We start from the raw sequence: 20,407 nt of genomic DNA, 5'->3' as shown, positions 1-20,407 counted from the left end.
GGAGGCCCGGTGCCAGCTGGCACCGGGCCTCCTGTCCGTCAGGTGGTCACGTGACGGCTGTCAGGTCGCCTCGGCGTCGAAGGGCGCGCGCTCGCCCGCCGCCAACGGGACGACCGGCGCGGTCGCGCGGACCTTCGACGCGCTCACCTGGGCGGTCTGCACCGCGGCGGCGCTCGACGTGCCGGAGTCGAGCAGGGCGTCGCGGATGATCCGTCGCGGGTCGTACTGCCGCGGGTCGAGCTTCTGCCACTCGATGTCGTCGAACTCCGGACCCATCTCCTCGCGCATGCGGTCCTTCGCCGTGTCGGCGAACCGGCGGACCGCCTTGACGAACTCGGCGAGCTTCTGCGCGTACATCGGCAGGCGCTGCGGCCCGAGCAGGAGCACGGCAATGATCCCGATGATCAGGATCTTGTCGAGCGGGATGTTCACGCAAGCGAGCCTAACCCGTGCTGCTCCGTCGCACCCCTAGAGTTGTGACCCGAACGGAGTGTGCGTGTCAGAGAAAGAGTCGAACTGGAAGTTCGCCGAGGACATCGTCTCGGAGACCGAGGCGATCGCCCGTGCTCGTGAGCACTCCCTGGAACTCGGGGTCGAGGCGATCTCCCCCGCCATCGGCGCACAGATCGGGGTGATCGCGGCCGCCTCACGGGCGTCGAGCATCATCGAGATCGGCACCGGCCTGGGAGTCTCCGGTCTGTACCTGCTCGGCGGCGCGCCGGACGCGACCCTGACCACCATCGACGTCGAGGTCGACCACCAGCAGTTCGCCCGTGACGCCTTCATCAGCGCCGGCACCGCGCCGGCACGCGTCCGACTCATCCCCGGCCGCGCGAACCAGGTGCTGCCCCGGATGAACGAGGCGTCCTACGACGTCGTCCTCGTCGACGCCGACCCCGAGCACGTCATCGAGTACGTCGAGCACGGGCTGCGACTCGCCCGTCTCGGCGGCACCGTCCTGGTGCCGCACGCGCTCTGGCGCGGCCGCGTGGCCGACCCGGTGAAGCGGGACCGTGCCACCACGGACTTCCGGCTCCTGCTGACCGAGGTCTCGACCTCGGGGGCCGTGCGCAGCGCACTGTCGCCCGCCGGGGACGGCCTGCTGCAGCTGACGAAGGTCACCGCGTAGCGCGATCGCCACGCGCTGCCGCGTCGGCGGTGGGTGCCTGCGGGGCCGGGTGCCCGGGGCGTCGGCGGCGGCGGCGGCGTCGACTGTCCGCCGCCGGCTCAGTCGAGGTGCCGGAGGTACCGCTCCGGGGCCTCGAGGAACGCCCGCTGGTTCCGCACGAGGTCCAGGTCGGACCACTCGGTGCGCCGCAGCCCCCACTCCCCGACCTCGTGGATCGTCGCTCCCGGGAACGCGGCGAGCACGGGCGAGTGCGTCGACAGCACCACCTGCCCGACACCGGTCTCGACGATCGACCGCAGCAGGGCGATGAGCGTCAGGCACCCCGAGAACGACAGCGCCGACTCCGGCTCGTCGAGGATCCAGAGCCCGGGCCACCGCGCACGGTCGATGACGAAGTCCAGGAAGGACTCCCCGTGGCTCCGCTCGTGGAACACCGGTTCCGGGCGACTGTGGTTCGGGTGCTCCTCGAGGTAGGTGAAGAACCCGTGCATGGTCTCGGCGCGCAGGAAGAATCCGCCGCGCGGGGCGCCGAAGTCGCGGCGGAGGACGATGTGCTCCCACAACGACGACTCGGACGGCCGCGTCGAGTGTCCGGACTGGGTGGAACCGCCTTCCGGCGACATGCCGAACTGCAGCGCGATGGCCTCGACGAGGGTGGACTTGCCGACGCCGTTGTCGCCGACGAACACCGTGACCGGGCCGAGGTCGAGTCCCTCGTCGAGCACCTGCCGCACCGGGGCGAGGGTGGCGGGCCACACGTCGCGCGGCATCGGGGCGGGATCGAGGTACTCCTCGATGCGGCGGATGGGCAGGTGGGTCCTCGGCACGGACCCATCCTGTCGGACGGTGCCGACAGTGCGGCGGCCGGTGGTGTCAGCGTCACGGCCTCCGCCGCGACCGCCTCGGGCCGCCCCGCGACCGCCTCGGGTCGCCCCGCGACCGTCTCGAGACGATCCGCGACCGTCTCGGGTCGCTCGGGGGCAGACGACGGGCCCGGGGCGTACACGCCCCGGGCCCGTCGTTCTGGTGCTTCGACGTACTAGGCCGAGACGACCTCGGCGAGTGCGTCGTGGAGTTCCTTGGCCTCGGCGTCGTTGACCGAGACGACCAGGCGGCCTCCACCTTCGAGCGGAACCCGCACGATGATGAGTCGACCCTCCTTAACAGCCTCCATCGGCCCGTCACCGGTCCTCGGCTTCATGGCTGCCATCAGATGTCCCCTTTCGTGCAGTAAATGCAGGCCCATTATCCCGTACGGAGGGGGCAACTGCGAAACCGCCCAGGTTGGGGGTGTCGGATCGCCGCGTTCTCGCGGTTCGCGTTCGTACCCTCAACGGATGCTGAACACCACCTCCACGCGTCGCCGCTCGCTCGACGCGGCCCGTCCTCGCCGGTCCGGGCGGTCCGGCGACCCGGTGCCGGAGGGCCTGCGCATCGGCGCGGCCTTCACGTGGCGACTCCTGGTCATCGGTGCCGGGATCGCGGTGGTGGTCGCGTTCGTGGTCCTGCTGCAGGACATCGTCGTGCCCTTCCTCATCGCGCTGCTCGTCTGCGCACTCCTCTCGCCGATGTCCGCGTTCCTGCAGCGGCACCGCTGGCCGAAGTGGCTCGCCGTGCTGTCGAGCCTGGTCGCGCTCGTGCTCGTGCTCGGCGGGCTGGGGCTGCTCGTCACCGAACAGGTCCGCGCCGACCTGCCGTCGCTCGAACGTCGGCTGCACCACAGCGTCCAGTCCCTGCAGAGCCTGCTCGACACCCAGCCGTTCGGCATCACCACGAAGGACGTCGACTCGCTCGTGTCGAGCGGCACCGGCTACCTGCAGTCGCACGCCTCGTCGATCCTGTCCGGGTTCCAGGCGGCGGGGACCGGCGCGGTGCACGTGCTCGAGGGCCTGTTCATCATCGTGTTCACGACGATCTTCGTGCTCGTCGACGGCGCCCGGATCTGGCGGTGGGTCGTGCGGATCTTCCCGCGTCGGGCCCGTGCGCGCATCGACGTCGCCGGTCACGCCGGGTGGAAGACCCTGACGAGCTTCATCCGCGTGCAGCTCGTCGTGGCCGTCACCGACGCCCTCGGCGTGATGATCGGAGCGCTGGCGCTGCAGATCCCGCTCGCGATCCCGATCGCGGTGGTCGTGTTCCTCGGCGCGTTCGTCCCCGTGGTCGGCGCGATCGTCGCCGGTGTGCTCGCCGTGGTCATCGCCCTGGTCTTCAACGGCGTCGGACCGGCCCTCGTCATGCTCGGCATCATCATCGTCGTGCAGCAGCTCGAGAGCCACGTGCTCCACCCGTTCCTGACGGGCAGCGCGGTCAAGGTGCACCCGCTCGGCGTCGTGCTCGGCGTGACCGCGGGCACCGCGATCGCCGGGGTCGTCGGCGCGTTCTTCGCGGTGCCGTTCATCGCGACGGTCAACGCCATGGTCACCGCAGCGGCAGCCTGGCGGCCGGGCGACCCGGAGCCCGTGTCAGCGACGGTGCCGCAGCGCGAGCGCGCGACGACCGCGGAGCGGCTACGAGCCCGCGCCGACGCCCGTGCGGGGCGGACGACCGGTCACGGCGGGGTCCAGTCGTAACCGTCGATCCACCAGCAGTGGTACAGCCACACCCACTGCAGTCCGATGCACACCGCCACCACGAGGACCCGGTACACCCGCGACCGCGGCAGCGCGACGATGCCGAGCAGCGGCGCGAGGGGCACGAGGATCCGCCAGGTGCTCGACTGCGGGAAGAACACCGCGAGCAGGTACACCAGGTACGCGACACCCCACAGCCGGAGCTCCAGTCCGACCCGCCGAGCGGCGGGCATGGCCACGAACGCGGCGAACCCGATGAGCACCACGGCGAGCAGGACCCCGCCGACCGGCTGCCGGAACCACCAGCCGAAGCCCTGCACCCACGGCGCGAAGGGCACGAGCTCCTTCCAGCCGATGTACGACGACCGCCAGGCCAGCTCGGTGTCCGTGTACGCCTTCGGCACCCCGGTCGCCGCCCAGGCGATCGCCGGCCACGCGAGCCCGACCAGCCCGGACACCACCGCGACGACGCCCGGGGGCACGAGTCGACGCAGCGTCAGCGGCTCGGACTCGCGCACCCATGCCGGCCGGATCGCCCAGGCGCCGAGGAAGAGCACCAGGAAGAACGCGAACGCGAGTCCGGTCGGACGGGTCATGCCGAGCAGCAGGACGACGGGCAGCATCGCCCACCACCGACGGTCCACCACGAGCAGCAGGGCGACGAGCAGCAGGAACAGGCCCATCGACTCGGCGTAGGCGACCTGGAACACCGCGGACACCGGCGCGACGCAGAACAGCAGGGTCGCGAACGACGCCCGGGAGTCGTCGAGGAACCGTCCCGCGAGCCGTCGGAAGACGAGGGCCGCGCCCAGGCCGGCGACGAGCGACACCGTGACGGCGACGAACTCGAACGACGCCCCGCTCAGGACCATCAGGCCGCGCACCAGGAACGGGTACGCCGGCATGAACGCCCATGCGTTCTCGGTGACGTGCCCGGCGGCGTCCACCGGCAGCGTCGAGGGGTAGCCGCCGGTGGCGATCACCCGGTACCAGGCACCGTCCCAGATGGACGCGAACGACAGGTACGACGGCCGCGCCCCGGTGAACGAGTTCGCCGGCTGCTCCCCCGCGAAGGCGAGCAGCATCCCGCCGGTGACGAGCCGGGCGAGCACGTAGACGACCGCGGTGCGGACCCACCACGGGATCGTGCGGTACCGGGCCCGCCAGCGGACGGGCACGGTGCCCCGCCGGGTCGTCCCGGCGGACGTCAGGCCGTCAGCCACCGACGGAGGCCGACCTCGACCGCGGTGATCTGCTCGACGGGCACCTGCTCGTCGTCGTGGTGGGCGAAGACCGGCTCGCCGGGGCCGTAGTTCACGGCCGGCACCCCGAGCGCCGAGAACCGCGCGACGTCGGTCCAGCCGTACTTCGGGCGCGGCGCCGGACCGCCGACGGCCGCCACGAAGTCCTGCGCGAGCGGGGCGTCGAGACCGGGCCGGGCGCCCGCGGCCAGGTCGACGATGTCCACCTGGTAGCCGTCGAACAGCTCGCGGATGTGCGCCACGGCTTCGTCGGCGGAGCGCGACGGGGCGAAGCGGTAGTTCACGTGGACCATGACCTCGTCCGGGATCACGTTGCCGGCGATGCCGCCCGTGACGCCCACGGCGTTGAGGCCCTCGCGGTACTCGAGGCCGTCGACGGTCACCGTGCGGGGCTCGTAGGCGGCGAGCGTCGCGAGGATCGGCGCCGCCTTGTGGATCGCGTTGTCCCCGATCCAGCTCCGCGCACTGTGCGACCGCTCGCCGTACGCGCGCACCTCGGCGCGGAGGTTGCCGTTGCACCCGCCCTCGATCTGGGCGCCGGACGGCTCCCCGAGGATCGCGAAGTCCCCGGCCAGCAGCTCGGGTCGGGTGCGGGCGAGGCGGCCGAGGCCGTTCAGCGCGTCGCTGACCTCCTCGTGGTCGTAGAAGACCCACGTGACGTCGACGTTCGGCTCGGTCAGGTCGTGCGCCAGCTTCAGCTGGACCGCGCAGCCCGCCTTCATGTCGACCGTGCCGCGACCCCAGAGGATCTCGGTGCCGTCCTCGGTCGTGCGGAACTCCGTCGGCAGGTTGCCGTTCAGGGGCACGGTGTCGATGTGCCCGGCGATGACCACGCGGCGGTCGCGGCCGAGGGTCGTCCGGGCGACGATCGCGTCGCCGTCGCGGATCACCTCGAGGTGCGGCAGCGGCGTGAGCACCGCCTCGATCGCGTCGGCGAGCGCCTGCTCGTTGCCGGACACCGACTCGATGTCGCAGATGGCACGAGTGATGTCGATGGACGAGGCGGTGAGGTCGAGCTGCTCCGGCATGCGGTCACCTTATCGGCAGCCCCTGGCGTCGCGCTGGCCCGCGTCCACACCGACCCGGCGGCGTCCGGGCGGCGTCCGGGAGGCCCGGCGCGGCCGGGCAGCGTCCGTCCAGCCGGTCGGGTGGCCGGCCCCGCCGCCTCGGTACCCTGGTGCGGTGACCGACACCACCGACACGACCGCCGACCGTCCGACCGCGGCCTGGGGCCACGGCCTCGCGACGATCGCCACCGACGGCACGACGCTCGACACCTGGTACCCGGAGACGCACCTCGGCGCCGTACCCGCCGACGCCGCGTTCCCGGCGGAACTGCAGGCCCACGTCGGCGAGGACCCCCGCCGCGAGGTCCGCATCGAAGCGGTCACCACCGCCGTCTCGATCGACGCCGCTCCGGCGAGCACCCCGGACGCCTACCTGCGCCTGCACCTGCTCAGCCACCTGCACGTGCAGCCGAACGCCGTCAACCTCGACGGCGTCTTCGGGCACCTGCCGATCGTGGCCTGGACGAACGCGGGCCCGGTCCACCCGGACGCCCTCAACCGCCTGCGCCCGGCGCTGCAGCGCGCCGGCATCGCCGTGCACGCGGTCGACAAGTTCCCCCGCCTGCTCGACTACGTCGTCCCGGACCGCGTGCGCATCGCCGACGCGAACCGGGTCCGCCTCGGCGCGCACCTCGCCCCCGGCACCACCGTGATGCACGAGGGCTTCGTCAACTTCAACGCCGGCACCCTCGGCGACGCGATGATCGAGGGCCGTGTCTCCCAGGGCGTCGTCGTCGGCAACGGCACCGACATCGGCGGCGGAGCCTCGATCATGGGCACGCTCTCCGGCGGCGGGACGCACCGCGTCTCCCTCGGCGAGCGTGCACTGCTCGGTGCGAACGCCGGCCTCGGGATCTCGTTGGGCGACGACTCCGTCGTCGAGGCAGGCCTCTACGTCACCGCGGGCACGAAGGTCGTGCTCGTCGGTGCCGCCCCCAACCCGGACGGCACCCCGCGGACCGTCAAGGCCGCCGAGCTCTCCGGCGCCCCGAACGTGCTGTTCCGCCGCAACAGCCTGACCGGCGCCGTCGAGGCCATGCAGCGCGCGGGCGAGGGCATCCAGCTCAACACGGCGCTGCACGCCTAGCCCGCCCGGTCGGGACGCGCTCGCCCGGCAGCTCACTCGCCCGACAGCCCGACAGCCCGTCCCGAGTGGTCGCAACCTGCCGTGCGTGTCCCGCGAGGGTGCACGTTCTGTCGCCTGGAGCACGCTCGGGCGACAGTTCGTACCCACTCGACCCCGCGCTCGGGAGCCCACCTCCCCCGGCCGGCCCCGAGCGGGCGGAATGCCCGGGTGCGCTCGCTCCGTGACCCCCACGTTCCGCCCGCTCGGCCGACGGGCCTTCGGATCGCCGGCCCTGCCGAGCGCCCAGGCCCGCGACCGGGCGAAATGCCGGGCCCATCTGCAGGGGTCACTCGGGTCTTTCGCCCGCTCGACCGGCGGGCACTCGGGTCACCGGCCCTGCCGAACGCCCGGCACCGCGAGCGGGCGAAATGCCGGGCCCAGCTGCGGGGGCCACTCGGGTCTTTCGCCCGCTCGACCGCCGGGCACCCGGGTCACCGGCCCTGCCGAACGGCAGGCACCGCGAGCGGGCGGAATGCCGGACACTTCTGCACGACACCCGGGTCTTCCGCCCGCTCGACCGACCCTGCGCACGCAGCGCGGCCCCTGCGGAGCCCCCGGCACCGCGAACGGGCGAAAGACCCCAGCGCACCCGCCCGGCCACCCGGGTCTTTCGCCCGTTCGACCAGCCGGTGCCCGGGGCAGGGCGGCACAGCACGGAACGGACGAGACGAGACGAGGGGCGCGCCCCCCACATAGACGAACGCCCCGCCGCACGCAATCGTGGGACGGGGCGTTCGCGGTCGGTCAGCGCTTCGGGACGTCGCGCTCCGGGGCTCCGACGTAGAGCTGCTGCGGGCGCCCGATCTTGTTCTGCGGGTCGTTGTTCAGCTCGCGCCACTGTGCGATCCACCCGGGCAGGCGGCCGATCGCGAAGAGGACGGTGAACATGCGGGGCGGGAAACCCATCGCCTTGTAGATGATGCCTGTGTAGAAGTCGACGTTCGGGTAGAGCTTGCGGCTGACGAAGTACTCGTCCTCCAGCGCGATCTGCTCGAGCTCCATCGCGATGTCGAGCAGGTCGTCCTGCACGCCGAGGGACTCGAGGACCTCGTGCGCGGACTCCTTGACGAGCTTGGCGCGGGGGTCGTAGTTCTTGTAGACCCGGTGTCCGAAGCCCATGAGCTTGACGCCCTGCTCCTTGTTCTTCACCCGCTCGACGAAGCGCGACACCGGCTCGCCGGAGTCCTTGATCTGCTGCAGCATCTCGAGCACGGCCTCGTTCGCGCCGCCGTGCAGCGGGCCGTACAGGGCGTTGATGCCGGCCGAGATCGACGCGAACATGTTCGCCTTCGTCGACCCGACGAGCCGGACCGTCGACGTCGAGGCGTTCTGCTCGTGGTCCTCGTGCAGGATGAGCAGGCGCTCGAGGGCCTTCGAGAGCACCGGGTTCGGCTGGTACGTCTCGGCCATCGTGCCGAAGTTGAGCCGCAGGAAGTTGTCGACGAACGACAGCGAGTTGTCCGGGTACAGGAAGGCCTGCCCGATGGCCTTCTTGTGCGCGTAGGCGGCGATGACGGGCAGCTTCGCGAGGAGCCGGACGGTCTGCAGTTCGACCTTCTCGGGGTCGTCGACGTCCATGTCGTCCTCGTAGTAGGTCGACAGGGCGCTCACGGCGCTCGACAGCACCGACATCGGGTGCGCGGAGTGCGGCAGGGCGTCGAACAGTCGGCGCAGGTCCTCGTGCAGCAGGGTGTGCCGACGGATGCGGGCGTCGAAGGCCTCGAGCTCGGCGGGGCTCGGCAGCTCGCCGTAGATGAGGAGCCAGGCGACCTCGAGGTACGTGCAGTTCGCCGCGACCTGGTCGATCGGGTAGCCGCGGTAGCGCAGGATCCCCTGGTCGCCGTCGATGTAGGTGATGGCACTGCGGGTGGCCCCGGTGTTCACGAACCCGTAGTCGAGCGTGTTGAGCCCGGTCTGCTTCTTGAGGCTCGCGATGTCGATCGCCGAGGCACCGTCGACGCTCCGCAGGATCGGGAACTCCGCCGAGCCCCCGGGGTACGTCAACGTGGCGGTCTCGGTCGCCTGCTCGGCGGTCGGACTCACGGGGACGGGCGTCGTGGGCGGTGTGGCCGTCTTCTGAGCGTCATTGGCAGTGTCAGTCACGAGGACAGCCTAATCGCGGCGTCTGTCGCTCGTGTACACATCCGAGGTCACGACTTGGTGGGGACCACCGGTTGCGTTCCGGCCCTTGACGGGTGGCTCGGGACGCCCGCCGTTGCTACGCCGCGCCGAGTCGGCGACTGCTGGCCAGGCGCTGCGCCGCGGCGGCGATGCGCTCGTCGGTCGCGGTGAGCGCCACCCGGACGTGCTCGCCCCCGGCCACGCCGTAGAACGTGCCCGGGGCCACGAGGATGCCGTGGTCGGCCAACCAGGAGACGGTGTCGAGCGCGGGCTCGCCACGGGTCGCCCAGAGGTAGAGGCCCGCCTCGCTGTGGTCGATGCGGAAGCCGGCGTCCTCGAGTGCCCGTCGGAGCATGTTCCGCCGTGCGCGGTAGCGGGCCTTCTGCTGCTGTACGTGCGTCTCGTCCTGCAGCGCGACGACCATCGCCTGCTGCACGGGCAGCGGCGGCATGAGTCCCGCGTGCTTCCGCACGGTGAGGACGTCGGCGAGGATCGCTGCGTCACCCGCGACGAAGGCCGCACGGTAGCCGGCGAGGTTCGACTGCTTCGAGAGCGAGTAGACGCTGAGCACGCCGTCGAGCGAGTCACCGACGACCCGCGGGTCGAGGATCGTGGGGGTGGGCGTCGTGGCGTACTCGTCGTCCCACCCGAGTTCGGCGTAGCACTCGTCGCCGACGATGACGGCGCCGAGCTCGCGCGCACGGGTCACCGCGGCCCGCAGGGCGTCGATCGTCAGCACGCGGCCGTCGGGGTTGCCCGGGGAGTTCAGCCAGACGAGCTTCGTCGTCTCCGGCCAGGCGGCCGGGTCGTCGGAGGCCAGCGCGTCCGCGCCGACCAGGGCCGCGCCGAGCTCGTAGGTCGGGTAGGCCGCTGCGGGGAACACGACCGTGTCGCCCCGTCCGATGCCGAGCCACAGGGCGAGGCCGGCGATGAACTCCTTCGAGCCGATCGTCGGCAGGGTGTGCGCCTCGGTCAGCTCGACGCCGTGCCGGCGGCCGTACCAGTCGGCGATGGCCTGGCGCAGTGCCGGGGTGCCCGCGACCTGCGGGTACGCGTGCGCGTCGGTGGCGGCGGACAGCGCGGTGCGGACGACCTCGGGCGTCGGGTCGACGGGCGAGCCGACGCTGAGGTCGACGATGCCGCCCTCGTACGCTGCGGCGCGCTGCTTGAACGGGACGAGCTGGTCCCAGGGGAAGTCGGGGAGGTCGAGCGCCACGTGGCCGGTCCCGCTCAGGCGCGCGGGGGCTGGGCCATGACGACCGGGTGGTCCTTGTGGATCACACCGACCTTCGCGGCGCCGCCGGGAGAACCGATCTCCTGGAAGAACTCGACGTTGGCCTTGTAGTAGTCCGCCCACTCGTCGGGCAGGTCGTCCTCGTAGTAGATGGCCTCGACGGGGCACACCGGCTCGCACGCACCGCAGTCGACGCACTCGTCGGGGTGGATGTAGAGCGACCGGTCGCCCTCGTAGATGCAGTCGACGGGGCATTCGTCGATGCAGGCGCGGTCCTTGACGTCGACACAGGGCTGGGCGATCACGTAGGTCACGGTTCGGGTGCTCCCTTCGACGAGCGGGTCCGAGTCTACTCGGCGGCGCTGGTCGTCCGTGACCGCAGCCCGGACAGGTCCGGCCAGGCCAGCACGAGCGCGGCGATGACGGCCGGGGCGAAGGTCCAGACGTACCCGGCGGCGTTCGCGAGCACGAGGGGCGAGCTCTGGCCGCCGACGGACACCATCACCTGGGTCGCGACGATGACCCCGATGCCGATGGCCGCGACCATGGCGCGGGACCGGTAGACGAGCCGGACGCCGACGGTCAGGCCGACGACGATCAGGGTGGTGAGCACCATGCCGATCGGGAACGACCCCACCGTCTGCTGGTGCGTCACGGTGCCGAGGCCGCCCGTGACGGCGCCGAGCACGACCGCGACGACGACGGCCGTCGCCTTGCCCTGGCCGGTCATCTCGGCGTAGGTCTGCGGGGCTGCCGGTTCCGGGTCGGCGTCGTAGCGGTACGCCTCGACCGCGGGGGCCTGCTGCCGGACGCCGTGCGGCATCACCCACGACAGGCTGCCGGGGTCGGCGCGGTCCTCGGGGTCGACCGTGACCTGCGAGCGGTACTGCTCGACGGCGGCGCGGACCTTCGCACGGACCGGCAGGACGTCGACGGCCAGGTCGGCGTCGCCGCCGTCCGGGTCGACGATCATCGAGAACGGGACCTCCTCGGCCCGGGCGGCGTGCCGCGCGGCGTGGTGCACCCGGACGTGGTCCGGGTGGCCGTACCCGCCGTCGTCGGCGTAGCTCACGACGGCGTCGGCCCCGGTGGAGCGGATCGCCGCGCGGACGTCGTCGACGACCTCGCCGAGGTCGGCCGCGGTGAGCGAGTCGGCCGGGGCGTCGTCCGCCGCGGTGGCCCGGCCGTCCGGACCCCACTGCATGCCGGAGTCGACGTAGCGGCGCTCCGGCAGGTCGGTCGGGCGCGCACCAGGCCCGCCGAGCCACAGGTGGGACGGCCCGCCGAGGGCGGCGAGTGCCGCGGCGATCTCGGTCTCCCGGTGCCGGGCGACCCGTGGGCCGTCGCCGGCGAGCGGCGCGAGCTGCGCGGTGAGCATCTCGCCGCGTTCCCCCCGGGTCGCGGTGAGGACGGTCACGCGTGCGCCGCGCTCGAGCAGCGTGGCGATCGTCCCACCGGACGAGAGCGTCTCGTCGTCGGGGTGGGCGTGCACGAAGAGGACGTGCTCGGGACGGGGGACGGAGGCCTTCGACATCGCACCCCAGGGTACGGGACTACCGGGGTGTGACGATGTACGTCGCGGCCGCTCCCGCGCCGCCCTCCCCGGCGTCCGAGAACGTGAGCACGACGCGGTACCCGTCGCTGCGGAACATACCGAACGCGCTCGACGAGTCCGCTCGCTTCGCGGACTCGGTGAACCCGGCATCCGCCAGCTGCTGCGCCGCGGCGGTGAAGTCGTCGACGGACGCAGCGCGGACCTGCACGACCCAGCCGGAACCGTTCGGCCCCGCTCCCCCGCCGAGGACGGTGCCGTCGACGAGCGGCACCCCGGCCGACGGGAACCCGTCCGGCACCTTGCCGTCCGAGGTCACGTCCGCACCCTTGAGCGCCGTGTCGAGCGCACCGTCGATGCCGCCCGCCACCTGGGACATGCCGTCCTGGATGGCAGCCCCGTCGATGCCCCGCACGCCCTCGGCCACGTCGGACGCGACCGAGGAACCGAGGTCGGTGGCCTGGCGCACCGCTTCGGACGAGCACCCGGTGAGTCCGGCCAGGGCGATGCCGGCAGCGACGGCGGCGATCAGCGGGGTACGGAGAGAACGCATGTCGCGACCGTAACGGAGCATCCGGGAGGCCCGGCGTGAGTCCCCTGGGAACGTCCTGCCGCGCGGTGGCCGGTTCTACCCGCTCGCGTGGTCAGCCCTCCCGCGCGCGGGTGGCCGTTCCGCGCGTGGGAAGCAGAACCGCGCGTGGGAAGCAGAACCGCGCGTAGGAGGGCGGTTGGTCTGGCCTCCGACGCGCGGATCTGCTTCCCATGCCGCGTGCGATGGGACGGAACGCGCGCTCACCGCGTCCGTCGAGGCGGCATGGAGCACGAGCGGACCACGCGCGCAGCGCAGCCCCGACGCGGACGAGGGCGCCGAGCCCTCAGCGCTCCCCGACGTACGCGCGGGTGGCGGCCACGAGGGCGTCGACCCCGACGGGGATCGCGGTCTCGGCCTGCGGGGCGTAGAACGGCGAGTGGTTGCTCGGGATGTCCGCGCCGCGGCGGAAGAGCTCCGGGTCGGTGATGCCCGTGAACCAGTACACGAGCGGCGCCCCGGCAGCGGTGGCGAGCTGGCCGACGTCCTCCGACGCCATGGCGAGCCCGATCTCCAGGTCGCGGGCCCCGGGCACCACGGCGCGGACCGCCTCGAGCACCCGGGCGGCGGCCTCGGCGTCGTTCACCGTCACCTCGGCGCCCGGCGCGCGGGTGATCGTCGGCTCGGGCAGGCCACCCGCGGTGCTCTCGGCCCGCACGATGCGCTCGATCGAGGCGATGATGCGCGCGCGGGTCTCCTCGTTGCGGGCACGCGTCGAGATCTCGATGACGGCCTGGTCGGGGATGATGTTCGCCCGGGTGCCGGCGTGGAAGCTGCCGACGGTGACGACGCCGGCGTCGCTGGGCGAGACCTCGCGTGCGACGACGGTCTGCAGTCGCACCACGGCCGAGGCCGCGGTGACGATCGGGTCGAGCGACGCCTGCGGCGCCGAGCCGTGCGCGCCCCGGCCGTTGAACGTGACGGTGAGCCGGTCGCTCGAGGCCATCACGGGTCCGGTGCCGACCGCGACGATGCCGACGGGTGCCGGGGCGGAGTGCTGACCGAGCACGACGTCGGGCTTCGGGAACCGGTCGGCCAGGCCGTCCTCGACCATCGCCCGGGCGCCGGAGATCACTTCTTCCGCGGGCTGGAACACGGCGACGACCGTGCCGCGCCAGTCCCCCGTGGACGCCACCAGGCGCTCCAACGTGCCGAGCAGCCACGTGACGTGGATGTCGTGGCCGCAGGCGTGCATCGTCGGGACGTCCTTGCCGTCCTCGTCGGTGCCGCGGTGCTCGCTCGCGTAGGGCAGTCCGGTGCGCTCCTGCACCGGCAGGCCGTCCATGTCGGCACGCAGCCAGACCACGGGGCCCTCGCCGTTCGACACGACACCGACGACACCGGTGCCGCCGACGCCCGTCGTCACCTCGATCCCGCCGATCTCGGCGAGCTTCGCAGTGATGACACCGGCGGTGCGGTGCTCCTGGAAGCCGAGCTCCGGGTGGGCGTGCAGGTCCTGGTAGATCGAGAGCAGGTCGAGAGTCACGCTGACCACGGTACAACCGCGAACGGCCCGGCCACCTGTTGCAGGTGACCGGACCGTCGGACGGAGGACGGGCCTCCCGGGTGTCGCTCGCGCTGGTGCTTACGCGTCCTGGCGCTTCAGGCGGGCGTACGAGCGCTGGCGGGCCTGCGCGTCGAGCTCGACCTTGCGGATGCGGACGGCGTCGGGGGTGACCTCGACGCACTCGTCCTCGCGCGCGAACTCCAGGCACTCCTCGAGGGAGAGCTGGCGCGACGGCGTCATCGACTCGAAGGAGTCGGCGTTCGCCGAACGCATGTTCGTGAGCTTCTTCTCCTTCGTGATGTTGACGTCCATGTCGTCGGCGCGCGAGTTCTCGCCGATGACCATGCCCTCGTAGACCTCTTCGGTCGGGTTGACGAAGAACGTCATCCGCTCCTGGAGGTTCGTGATGGCGAACGGCGTGACGACGCCCGAGCGGTCGGACACGATCGAGCCGTTGATGCGGGTCTGGATCGGGCCGGCCCACTCGTCGTAGCCGTGCGAGATCGCGTTCGCGATGCCGGTGCCGCGGGTCTCGGTCAGGAACGACGTGCGGAAGCCGATGAGGCCGCGCGACGGGACGATGAACTCCATGCGCACCCAGCCGGTGCCGTGGTTCGTCATGTTCTCCATGCGGCCCTTGCGGGCGGCCATGAGCTGCGTGATCGCGCCGAGGTACTCCTCCGGCGTGTCGATCGTCATGTGCTCGTACGGCTCCTGCAGCTTGCCGTTCTCGTCACGCTTCGTGACGACCTGCGGCTTGCCGACGGTGAGCTCGAAGCCCTCGCGACGCATCTGCTCGACCAGGATGGCGAGCGCGAGCTCACCACGGCCCTGGACCTCCCAGGCGTCCGGACGACCGATGTCGAGGACCTTGAGCGAGACGTTGCCGATGAGCTCGCGGTCGAGGCGCTCCTTGACCATGCGGGCGGTCAGCTTGTGGCCCTTGACCTTGCCGACGAGCGGGCTGGTGTTCGTGCCGATCGTCATCGAGATCGCCGGGTCGTCGACCGTGATGGTCGGCAGCGGGCGGACGTCCTCGGGGTCGGTCAGGGTCTCACCGATGGTGATCGTGTCGAAGCCGGCGACGGCGACGATGTCACCGGGGCCCGCCGACTCGGCCGGGTAGCGCTCGAGCGCCTTGGTGATGAGGAGCTCGGTGATGCGGGCGTTCGCGACGGTGCCGTCGTGCTTGACCCACGCGACCGTCTGGCCCTTCTTCATCGTGCCGTGGAAGATGCGGAGCAGCGCGAGGCGGCCGAGGAACGGCGACGCGTCGAGGTTGGTGACGTGGGCCTGCAGCGGGTGCTGGTCGTCGTACTTCGGCGCGGGGACGTGCTGCAGGATGGCCTCGAACAGCGGCTCGAGGTCCTCGTTGTCGGGCAGCGAGCCGTCGGCCGGCTTGTTGCGCGACGCGGCACCGGCGCGACCCGAGGCGTAGACCACGGGGACGTCGAGGATCGCGTCGAGGTCGAGGTCGTCGACCTCGTCCGACAGGTCGGACGCCAGGCCGAGGAGCAGGTCCTGCGACTCGGAGACGACCTCGTCGATGCGGGAGTCGGGGCGGTCCGTCTTGTTGACGAGCAGGATCACCGGGAGCTTCGCGGCGAGCGCCTTGCGGAGCACGAAGCGGGTCTGGGGCAGCGGGCCCTCGGACGCGTCGACGAGCAGGACGACACCGTCGACCATGGACAGACCGCGCTCGACCTCGCCACCGAAGTCGGCGTGGCCGGGGGTGTCGATCACGTTGATGGTGATGGGACCGTCGGAGCCGAACTCGGTCGCGTGCTTCCCGTTGTAGAGCACCGAGGTGTTCTTCGCGAGGATCGTGATCCCCTTCTCGCGCTCGAGGTCGTTCGAGTCCATCATCCGGTCCTCGCCCTCGAAGTGGGCGTCGAACGAGTTCGTCTGCGTGAGCATCGCGTCGACGAGGGTGGTCTTGCCGTGGTCGACGTGTGCCACGATGGCGACGTTGCGCAGGTCGGACCGGGTGGCGAGCGCCATACAGGACATCCTTCGATTTCTGGGTGAGTGTCGGGCCAGCGACTTGACAGCACCGCACCCGTGGGCAGAACGCCCGACACGCCAGTCTACCGGTAGTTCGCAATCGACAGGAGTACAGGGCATGAGCCGACGGCGAACGTGGGTCGAGATCACGATCGTGCTCCTGCTCTCACTCGGTGGCAGCGCGTTGTACTCGATCCTGCAGATCATCGACGACCTGTCGCAGCCGACCCCGCTCGGCGAGCAGTCCACGGCCCTCAACACCTCGTCGACGACGGTGCAGTACGTCGACCTGGCGCGGCAGCTGCTCGGGATCGCGGTGGACCTGGCCCCGGTGGCGCTCGTCTGCTACCTGCTCTGGAGCTCGTCGCGCCCGCACCTCGGTCGGCTCGGGATCGACCGGTTCCGCGTGAAGCCGGACCTCGGCGGGCCGGCGCTCATCGCCCTCTGCATCGGGGTCCCCGGCCTCGCCCTGTACTTCGCGGGGCGTGCGCTCGGCATCACGGTGGCGGTCGACCCGGCGGCGCTCAACTCCTACTGGTGGACGGTGCCCGTCCTGCTGCTGTCCGCGGTCCGGTCCGGCCTGCAGGAGGAGGTGATCGTCATCGGGTACCTGTACGCCCGGCTCGGCGACCTCGGGTGGGGCCGGTGGCAAGTGATCCTGTCGACGGCGGTGCTGCGGGGCAGCTACCACCTGTACCAGGGCTTCGGCGCGTTCGTCGGGAACGCGGTGATGGGGATCGTGTTCGGGTGGATCTACACGAAGTGGGGGCGACTGCTGCCGCTCGTCGTCACGCACTGCCTGCTCGACGCAGTGGTGTTCGTCGGCTACCCCTGGGTGGCGCACGCGTTCCCGCAGCTCTTCAGCTGAGCGCCCGCCCGAGCACGCGCGCCCGTGCACCGGTGCACCCACGGGCGACCCTGAGCGCATCCACGGTGTCCGTCCAGCGCGCCGAGGGGACGTACCCGTCCGGCACCCCTACCGTGAGCGCATGAGCATCCCCGCCGTCGGCGAGCCCGCACCGGACTTCACCCTGCCCGGCATGATCGTGCGCGGTGGCGTGCGGGCGGACGACGAGTACTCGCGGTCGTCCGTCGTCGGCCGTCCCCTCGTGCTCGCGTTCTACCCCGGCGACGCCACCCCGGTCTGCACCGCGCAGCTCTGCAGCTACCAGGAGGAGCTCGACGACTTCGCCGACCTCGGCGCCGTCGTGTGGGGCATCAGCCCGCAGGCGCTCGACTCGCACGAGGCCTTCGCCCGCGGCTCGTCGCTCACCTTCCCCCTGCTGAGCGACACGAGCGGCGAGGTCGTCCGCGCGTACGGGGTCAACGCGCCAGGGTTGCCGCTGCGCCGCTCGGTGTTCGTCATCGGCCCGGACGGACTCGTGCGCTGGCGGCACGTCGGGCTGGTCGGCCTGCGGTTCCCGAAGGCTGAGGCGATCCGCCACCAGGTGGAGCTCCTCGTCGCCTGACCGGCACGCGGCCCGTCGGCCGGATCGCGCACCGTCCGGCGTGGCCATCCCGGAATCGGTGCCCGTGGGGTGTTGACACCCGAACTGGGGGCGGTGACCATTGACGTCTACGAGCGGTCCGAACTGGATCTGCCTCCCCGGGGAATCGGGTCGTCCGGAGGTACGCGCCGGTGTGTCACACCCGCTCCCCGGGCGTTCCCGGGGAGGCATCTCGTAGCCTCGTCCGGTGCACACCACGATCGTCGCCCTGGGTCTCCGCCGACTGGCCGTCGTCCTGTGGGTCGTGGCCGTCGTCATGGTCCCGCTCGCGCTGGTCGGTGGCGGCTCCCCCTGGCTCGCCCCGGTCCCGAGCACCTGCGTCGCGTTCGTCGCGTGGGCGGCGCTCTGGCGCCCGCGGCTCGAGCTCACGCCCGACGCACTGCGCATCGTGGACGTCCGGCGCACGAGCGAGGTCACGTGGTCACGCATCACGGACGTGCGGACGAAGTACGGTATCGAGGTGGTGACCGGCGAGGGCGTCCGCCGCGTCTGGATCGCCACCCGTCCGACGGCGCGGCTCGCCGTGCTCGGGACGGGGACCGACGCCCGGTCGGGAGGCACGGATCGCCTCGACGTCGACGCTGCGGCCGCGCGCATCCGGGCCCGGGTACCCGCACCGGTCCGTCAGGACGGCCCGCCCCCGGCGACCGTGACGGCTGCGCCGATCACGCACCGCGTCCACGGCTGGACCGTCCTGGCGCTCGTGGTGCTCGGCGTCGCGGCGTCCCTCGCCGCGGCACGGCTGTGAGTGCCCGACGACGAACGACACCCCCGACGTCGTGTGACGTCGGGGGTGTCGTCGCGGGTCGTGCGACCGGTGGCTACTTGGTGTAACCCACGTCCTGCCACTTCACCGAGGACTGCTGGAACTGCGAGGGACCGTAGTTCACCAGGTCCTTCCGCACCCCCCAGGCGTAGGGCTCGGCGAACAGCGGGATGGTGCCGGCGACGGCGACGATCTTCTTGTCGATCTCCTGCGCGTCCTTGATGCGCGCGTCGGGGTCGAGCTCACCGTTGGCGGTGTCCCAGGCCTCGCCGAGCGAGTCGTCGGTGACACCGGTGTAGTTCTGACCGGCGTCGGCGGGGTAGTAGATCGACTTCAGCGACGAGATCGGGAACGGCGTGCCCTGCCACGCGAAGTACGTGGCGTCGAAGTCACGCGTCGTCGTGGTGATGTACTTCGTGAAGAAGTCGTCCGTCGGGACGGTGTCGATGGTGACCTTGAAGCCGGCCGCCTTCGTCTGCTGCTGCACGAGCTGCGCGACGTTGGCCGAGTTCGGGTTGTCCGACGGGATCACGAAGCGGACCTCGAGCGCCTTGCCGCCCTTCGTGGCGTAGCCGTCGGAGCCGATCGTGTAGCCGGCGTCCTCAAGCTTCTTCTTCGCCTTGGCGGTGTCGTAGCCGTAGACGCTCGTCACGTCGTCCTCGTAGCCCTTCTGACCGGGCAGGAACGTCAGGTTGTTCAGGACGTCACCGGGGCTCTTGACCGGGGACAGGATGGCCTGGGCCAGCACCTTGCGGTTGATGGCCTGCGCGAAGGCCTGACGGACCTCCTGGTCCTTGAAGACGTCCGAGGTGCCGTTCAGCGTGATCTGACGCTGCGTGGTGCCGAGCGAGCGCTCGATCTTCGAGTCGGAGCGCGAGTTGGCGGTCTTGAAGTTGTCGGCGCTGCCGTTCAGGTTGAACGCGTCGAGCTCCTTGTTGCCGTAGGCCTGCGCGACACCGTCACGCGACACCGTCTTGAAGACGATGGTGTCGAGCTTGCCCGGGTCGCCCCACCACTTGCTGTTCTTCTCGAAGGTCACGACGCCGCCGTTGGCGTCGAAGGACTTCAGGATGTACGGGCCACCGGACACGTACGTCTTGCCGTCGGCCTCGTAGGGGCCCTTGGCCCACGCCTTGTTGAAGTGGTCGGGGGTGTCGACCGCCCAGTACGGGTAGATCGCGGTGAAGACGCTCGCCCAGTCGGCGTTCGTCTTCGAGAAGGTGACGATGACGTCACGCTCGTCGGAGCCCTGCTTGACCGAGTCGACGTCCTCCCAGACGTTGGTGGCCAGCGGTGCGAAGGCCTTGTCCGAGCCGTTCAGCGCCTTCCAGTTGGCGATGACGTCCTTCGCGGACAGCGGCGTCCCGTCGGACCAGACGGCCTTCGGGTTGATCTTGATCTCGACGGTCTGCGGGGAGTCCTTCGTCAGCTCGATCGAGTCGACGTAGTCCTTGTTCGCCTCCCACTCGCCGTTCTCCTTGAACTGGATGAAGCTCGGCAGGTAGGTCTGCGAGATCGTGGTGTCGTCCACGGTCCCCGAGTCCAGGTTGAGCAGCTGCCAGTTGGCCGGAGCCGAGTCGATCGGCAGGGTGATGGACCCGCCGTCCTTGACGTCGGCGCGGTCCGCGACGGTCCAACCCGTCGACTTCAGCGACGACTCGGCGACCGGGGAGCTGCTGTTGCCAGCACTCCCGCCGCCGGAGCAGCCGGCCAGGACGACGACGGCAGCCGCCGCGGTGGCGAGCACACCGATGCCCTTGATCCTCTTTCGCATGGCGAGGATTCCCTTTCGTGTGGTTCGCGCCGGAGCGCTGGAACGCGACCGACCCCCGGCCGTCACGTCTGTTGGTTGAGAACCCTAGTCACATCCGAAGGCTCCACAAGAGCCTGTGCCGTCAATCGAAACATGCTCGTAACGAATGTTGCATAGCGTCACTTCCGTTGTCCCACCCGCCTGCCCGGACCGGCTAAC

19 protein-coding genes are annotated in these 20,407 nt (G+C 71.2%); 6 read left to right on the top strand and 13 right to left on the bottom strand.

Features of this window, described 5'->3' with window-relative positions; genetic code table 11:
• Nucleotides 1-60: 60 nt before the first annotated feature.
• Nucleotides 61-432: a twin-arginine translocase TatA/TatE family subunit gene (locus BIU97_RS16075; protein ID WP_071263361.1), complete on the bottom strand. Its 372-nt coding sequence runs from the start codon at nucleotides 430-432 to the stop codon at nucleotides 61-63.
• A gap of 64 nt (nucleotides 433-496) precedes the next feature.
• Here BIU97_RS16075 and BIU97_RS16070 point away from each other — a divergent pair, with 64 nt between their 5' ends.
• Complete coding sequence (locus BIU97_RS16070; protein WP_071298160.1) at nucleotides 497-1,129, top strand: O-methyltransferase; 633 nt, start codon at nucleotides 497-499, stop codon at nucleotides 1,127-1,129.
• A 98-nt stretch (nucleotides 1,130-1,227) separates the two neighbouring features.
• Here the strand turns inward: BIU97_RS16070 and BIU97_RS16065 are convergent, their stop codons facing one another.
• Together BIU97_RS16065 and BIU97_RS16060 are read right to left on the bottom strand one after the other, a co-directional pair.
• Nucleotides 1,228-1,956: an AAA family ATPase gene (locus tag BIU97_RS16065; RefSeq protein WP_071298159.1), complete on the bottom strand. Its 729-nt coding sequence runs from the start codon at nucleotides 1,954-1,956 to the stop codon at nucleotides 1,228-1,230.
• Nucleotides 1,957-2,168: 212 nt separating this feature from the next.
• Entirely contained in the window at nucleotides 2,169-2,339 is a 171-nt protein-coding gene (locus BIU97_RS16060; RefSeq protein ID WP_017887054.1) for a DUF3117 domain-containing protein, read from the bottom strand.
• A gap of 127 nt (nucleotides 2,340-2,466) precedes the next feature.
• On the opposite strand from BIU97_RS16060, the gene BIU97_RS16055 reads away from it, so the two are divergent.
• Nucleotides 2,467-3,699, top strand: a complete 1,233-nt coding sequence (locus BIU97_RS16055; RefSeq protein WP_071298158.1) for an AI-2E family transporter — start codon at nucleotides 2,467-2,469, stop codon at nucleotides 3,697-3,699.
• On the opposite strand, the gene BIU97_RS16050 is transcribed toward BIU97_RS16055, so the two are convergent.
• Complete coding sequence (locus BIU97_RS16050; RefSeq protein WP_071298157.1) at nucleotides 3,678-4,922, bottom strand: hypothetical protein; 1,245 nt, start codon at nucleotides 4,920-4,922, stop codon at nucleotides 3,678-3,680. The genes BIU97_RS16055 and BIU97_RS16050 overlap by 22 nt on opposite strands.
• The gene (gene dapE, locus BIU97_RS16045) at nucleotides 4,907-5,989 is read right to left on the bottom strand and encodes a succinyl-diaminopimelate desuccinylase (protein WP_071263369.1); all 1,083 of its coding nucleotides are present in this window, start codon (nucleotides 5,987-5,989) and stop codon (nucleotides 4,907-4,909) included. The genes BIU97_RS16050 and dapE overlap by 16 nt, the downstream gene beginning before the upstream one ends.
• A gap of 154 nt (nucleotides 5,990-6,143) precedes the next feature.
• On the opposite strand from dapE, the gene dapD reads away from it, so the two are divergent.
• A complete protein-coding gene (gene dapD / locus BIU97_RS16040) occupies nucleotides 6,144-7,115 on the top strand; it encodes a 2,3,4,5-tetrahydropyridine-2,6-dicarboxylate N-succinyltransferase (protein ID WP_071263371.1) in 972 nt (323 codons plus the stop codon).
• 783 nt (nucleotides 7,116-7,898) lie between these two features.
• Here the strand turns inward: dapD and BIU97_RS16035 are convergent.
• From BIU97_RS16035 to typA, 7 genes are all read right to left on the bottom strand, one after another.
• Nucleotides 7,899-9,197 (bottom strand): citrate synthase, encoded by a 1,299-nt coding sequence (locus tag BIU97_RS16035; protein WP_083404929.1) that lies wholly within the window; start codon nucleotides 9,195-9,197, stop codon nucleotides 7,899-7,901.
• Nucleotides 9,198-9,372: 175 nt separating this feature from the next.
• A complete protein-coding gene (dapC, locus tag BIU97_RS16030) occupies nucleotides 9,373-10,491 on the bottom strand; it encodes a succinyldiaminopimelate transaminase (RefSeq protein ID WP_071298156.1) in 1,119 nt (372 codons plus the stop codon).
• Between the two features lie 14 nt (nucleotides 10,492-10,505).
• The gene (fdxA, locus tag BIU97_RS16025) at nucleotides 10,506-10,823 is read right to left on the bottom strand and encodes a ferredoxin (protein WP_071263377.1); all 318 of its coding nucleotides are present in this window, start codon (nucleotides 10,821-10,823) and stop codon (nucleotides 10,506-10,508) included.
• Nucleotides 10,824-10,858: 35 nt separating this feature from the next.
• On the bottom strand, nucleotides 10,859-12,043 hold the full coding sequence (locus tag BIU97_RS16020; protein ID WP_071298155.1) for a PIG-L family deacetylase: 1,185 nt from the start codon (nucleotides 12,041-12,043) through the stop codon (nucleotides 10,859-10,861).
• A 19-nt stretch (nucleotides 12,044-12,062) separates the two neighbouring features.
• A complete protein-coding gene (locus BIU97_RS18210; RefSeq protein ID WP_175472468.1) occupies nucleotides 12,063-12,614 on the bottom strand; it encodes a hypothetical protein in 552 nt (183 codons plus the stop codon).
• A gap of 322 nt (nucleotides 12,615-12,936) precedes the next feature.
• Nucleotides 12,937-14,136 (bottom strand): amidohydrolase, encoded by a 1,200-nt coding sequence (locus BIU97_RS16010; protein WP_071263642.1) that lies wholly within the window; start codon nucleotides 14,134-14,136, stop codon nucleotides 12,937-12,939.
• Nucleotides 14,137-14,235: 99 nt separating this feature from the next.
• Nucleotides 14,236-16,158, bottom strand: a complete 1,923-nt coding sequence (gene typA / locus BIU97_RS16005) for a translational GTPase TypA (RefSeq protein WP_071263385.1) — start codon at nucleotides 16,156-16,158, stop codon at nucleotides 14,236-14,238.
• Nucleotides 16,159-16,279: 121 nt separating this feature from the next.
• Here typA and BIU97_RS16000 point away from each other — a divergent pair, with 121 nt between their 5' ends.
• The 3 genes from BIU97_RS16000 to BIU97_RS15990 all read left to right on the top strand — a co-directional run bounded on the left by BIU97_RS16000 (nucleotide 16,280) and on the right by BIU97_RS15990 (nucleotide 18,417).
• Nucleotides 16,280-17,029, top strand: a complete 750-nt coding sequence (locus BIU97_RS16000) for a CPBP family intramembrane glutamic endopeptidase (RefSeq protein ID WP_071263387.1) — start codon at nucleotides 16,280-16,282, stop codon at nucleotides 17,027-17,029.
• 121 nt (nucleotides 17,030-17,150) lie between these two features.
• On the top strand, nucleotides 17,151-17,630 hold the full coding sequence (locus BIU97_RS15995; RefSeq protein ID WP_071298153.1) for a peroxiredoxin: 480 nt from the start codon (nucleotides 17,151-17,153) through the stop codon (nucleotides 17,628-17,630).
• 226 nt (nucleotides 17,631-17,856) lie between these two features.
• On the top strand, nucleotides 17,857-18,417 hold the full coding sequence (locus BIU97_RS15990; protein WP_071298152.1) for a PH domain-containing protein: 561 nt from the start codon (nucleotides 17,857-17,859) through the stop codon (nucleotides 18,415-18,417).
• 73 nt (nucleotides 18,418-18,490) lie between these two features.
• On the opposite strand, the gene BIU97_RS15985 is transcribed toward BIU97_RS15990, so the two are convergent.
• On the bottom strand, nucleotides 18,491-20,209 hold the full coding sequence (locus BIU97_RS15985; protein ID WP_071298151.1) for an ABC transporter family substrate-binding protein: 1,719 nt from the start codon (nucleotides 20,207-20,209) through the stop codon (nucleotides 18,491-18,493).
• Nucleotides 20,210-20,407: the final 198 nt, after the last annotated feature.

The organism is Curtobacterium sp. MCBA15_009, from assembly GCF_001864895.1.
In the GTDB taxonomy this organism is placed as follows: domain Bacteria; phylum Actinomycetota; class Actinomycetes; order Actinomycetales; family Microbacteriaceae; genus Curtobacterium.
This window is presented reverse-complemented; position numbering and strand designations above follow the sequence as displayed.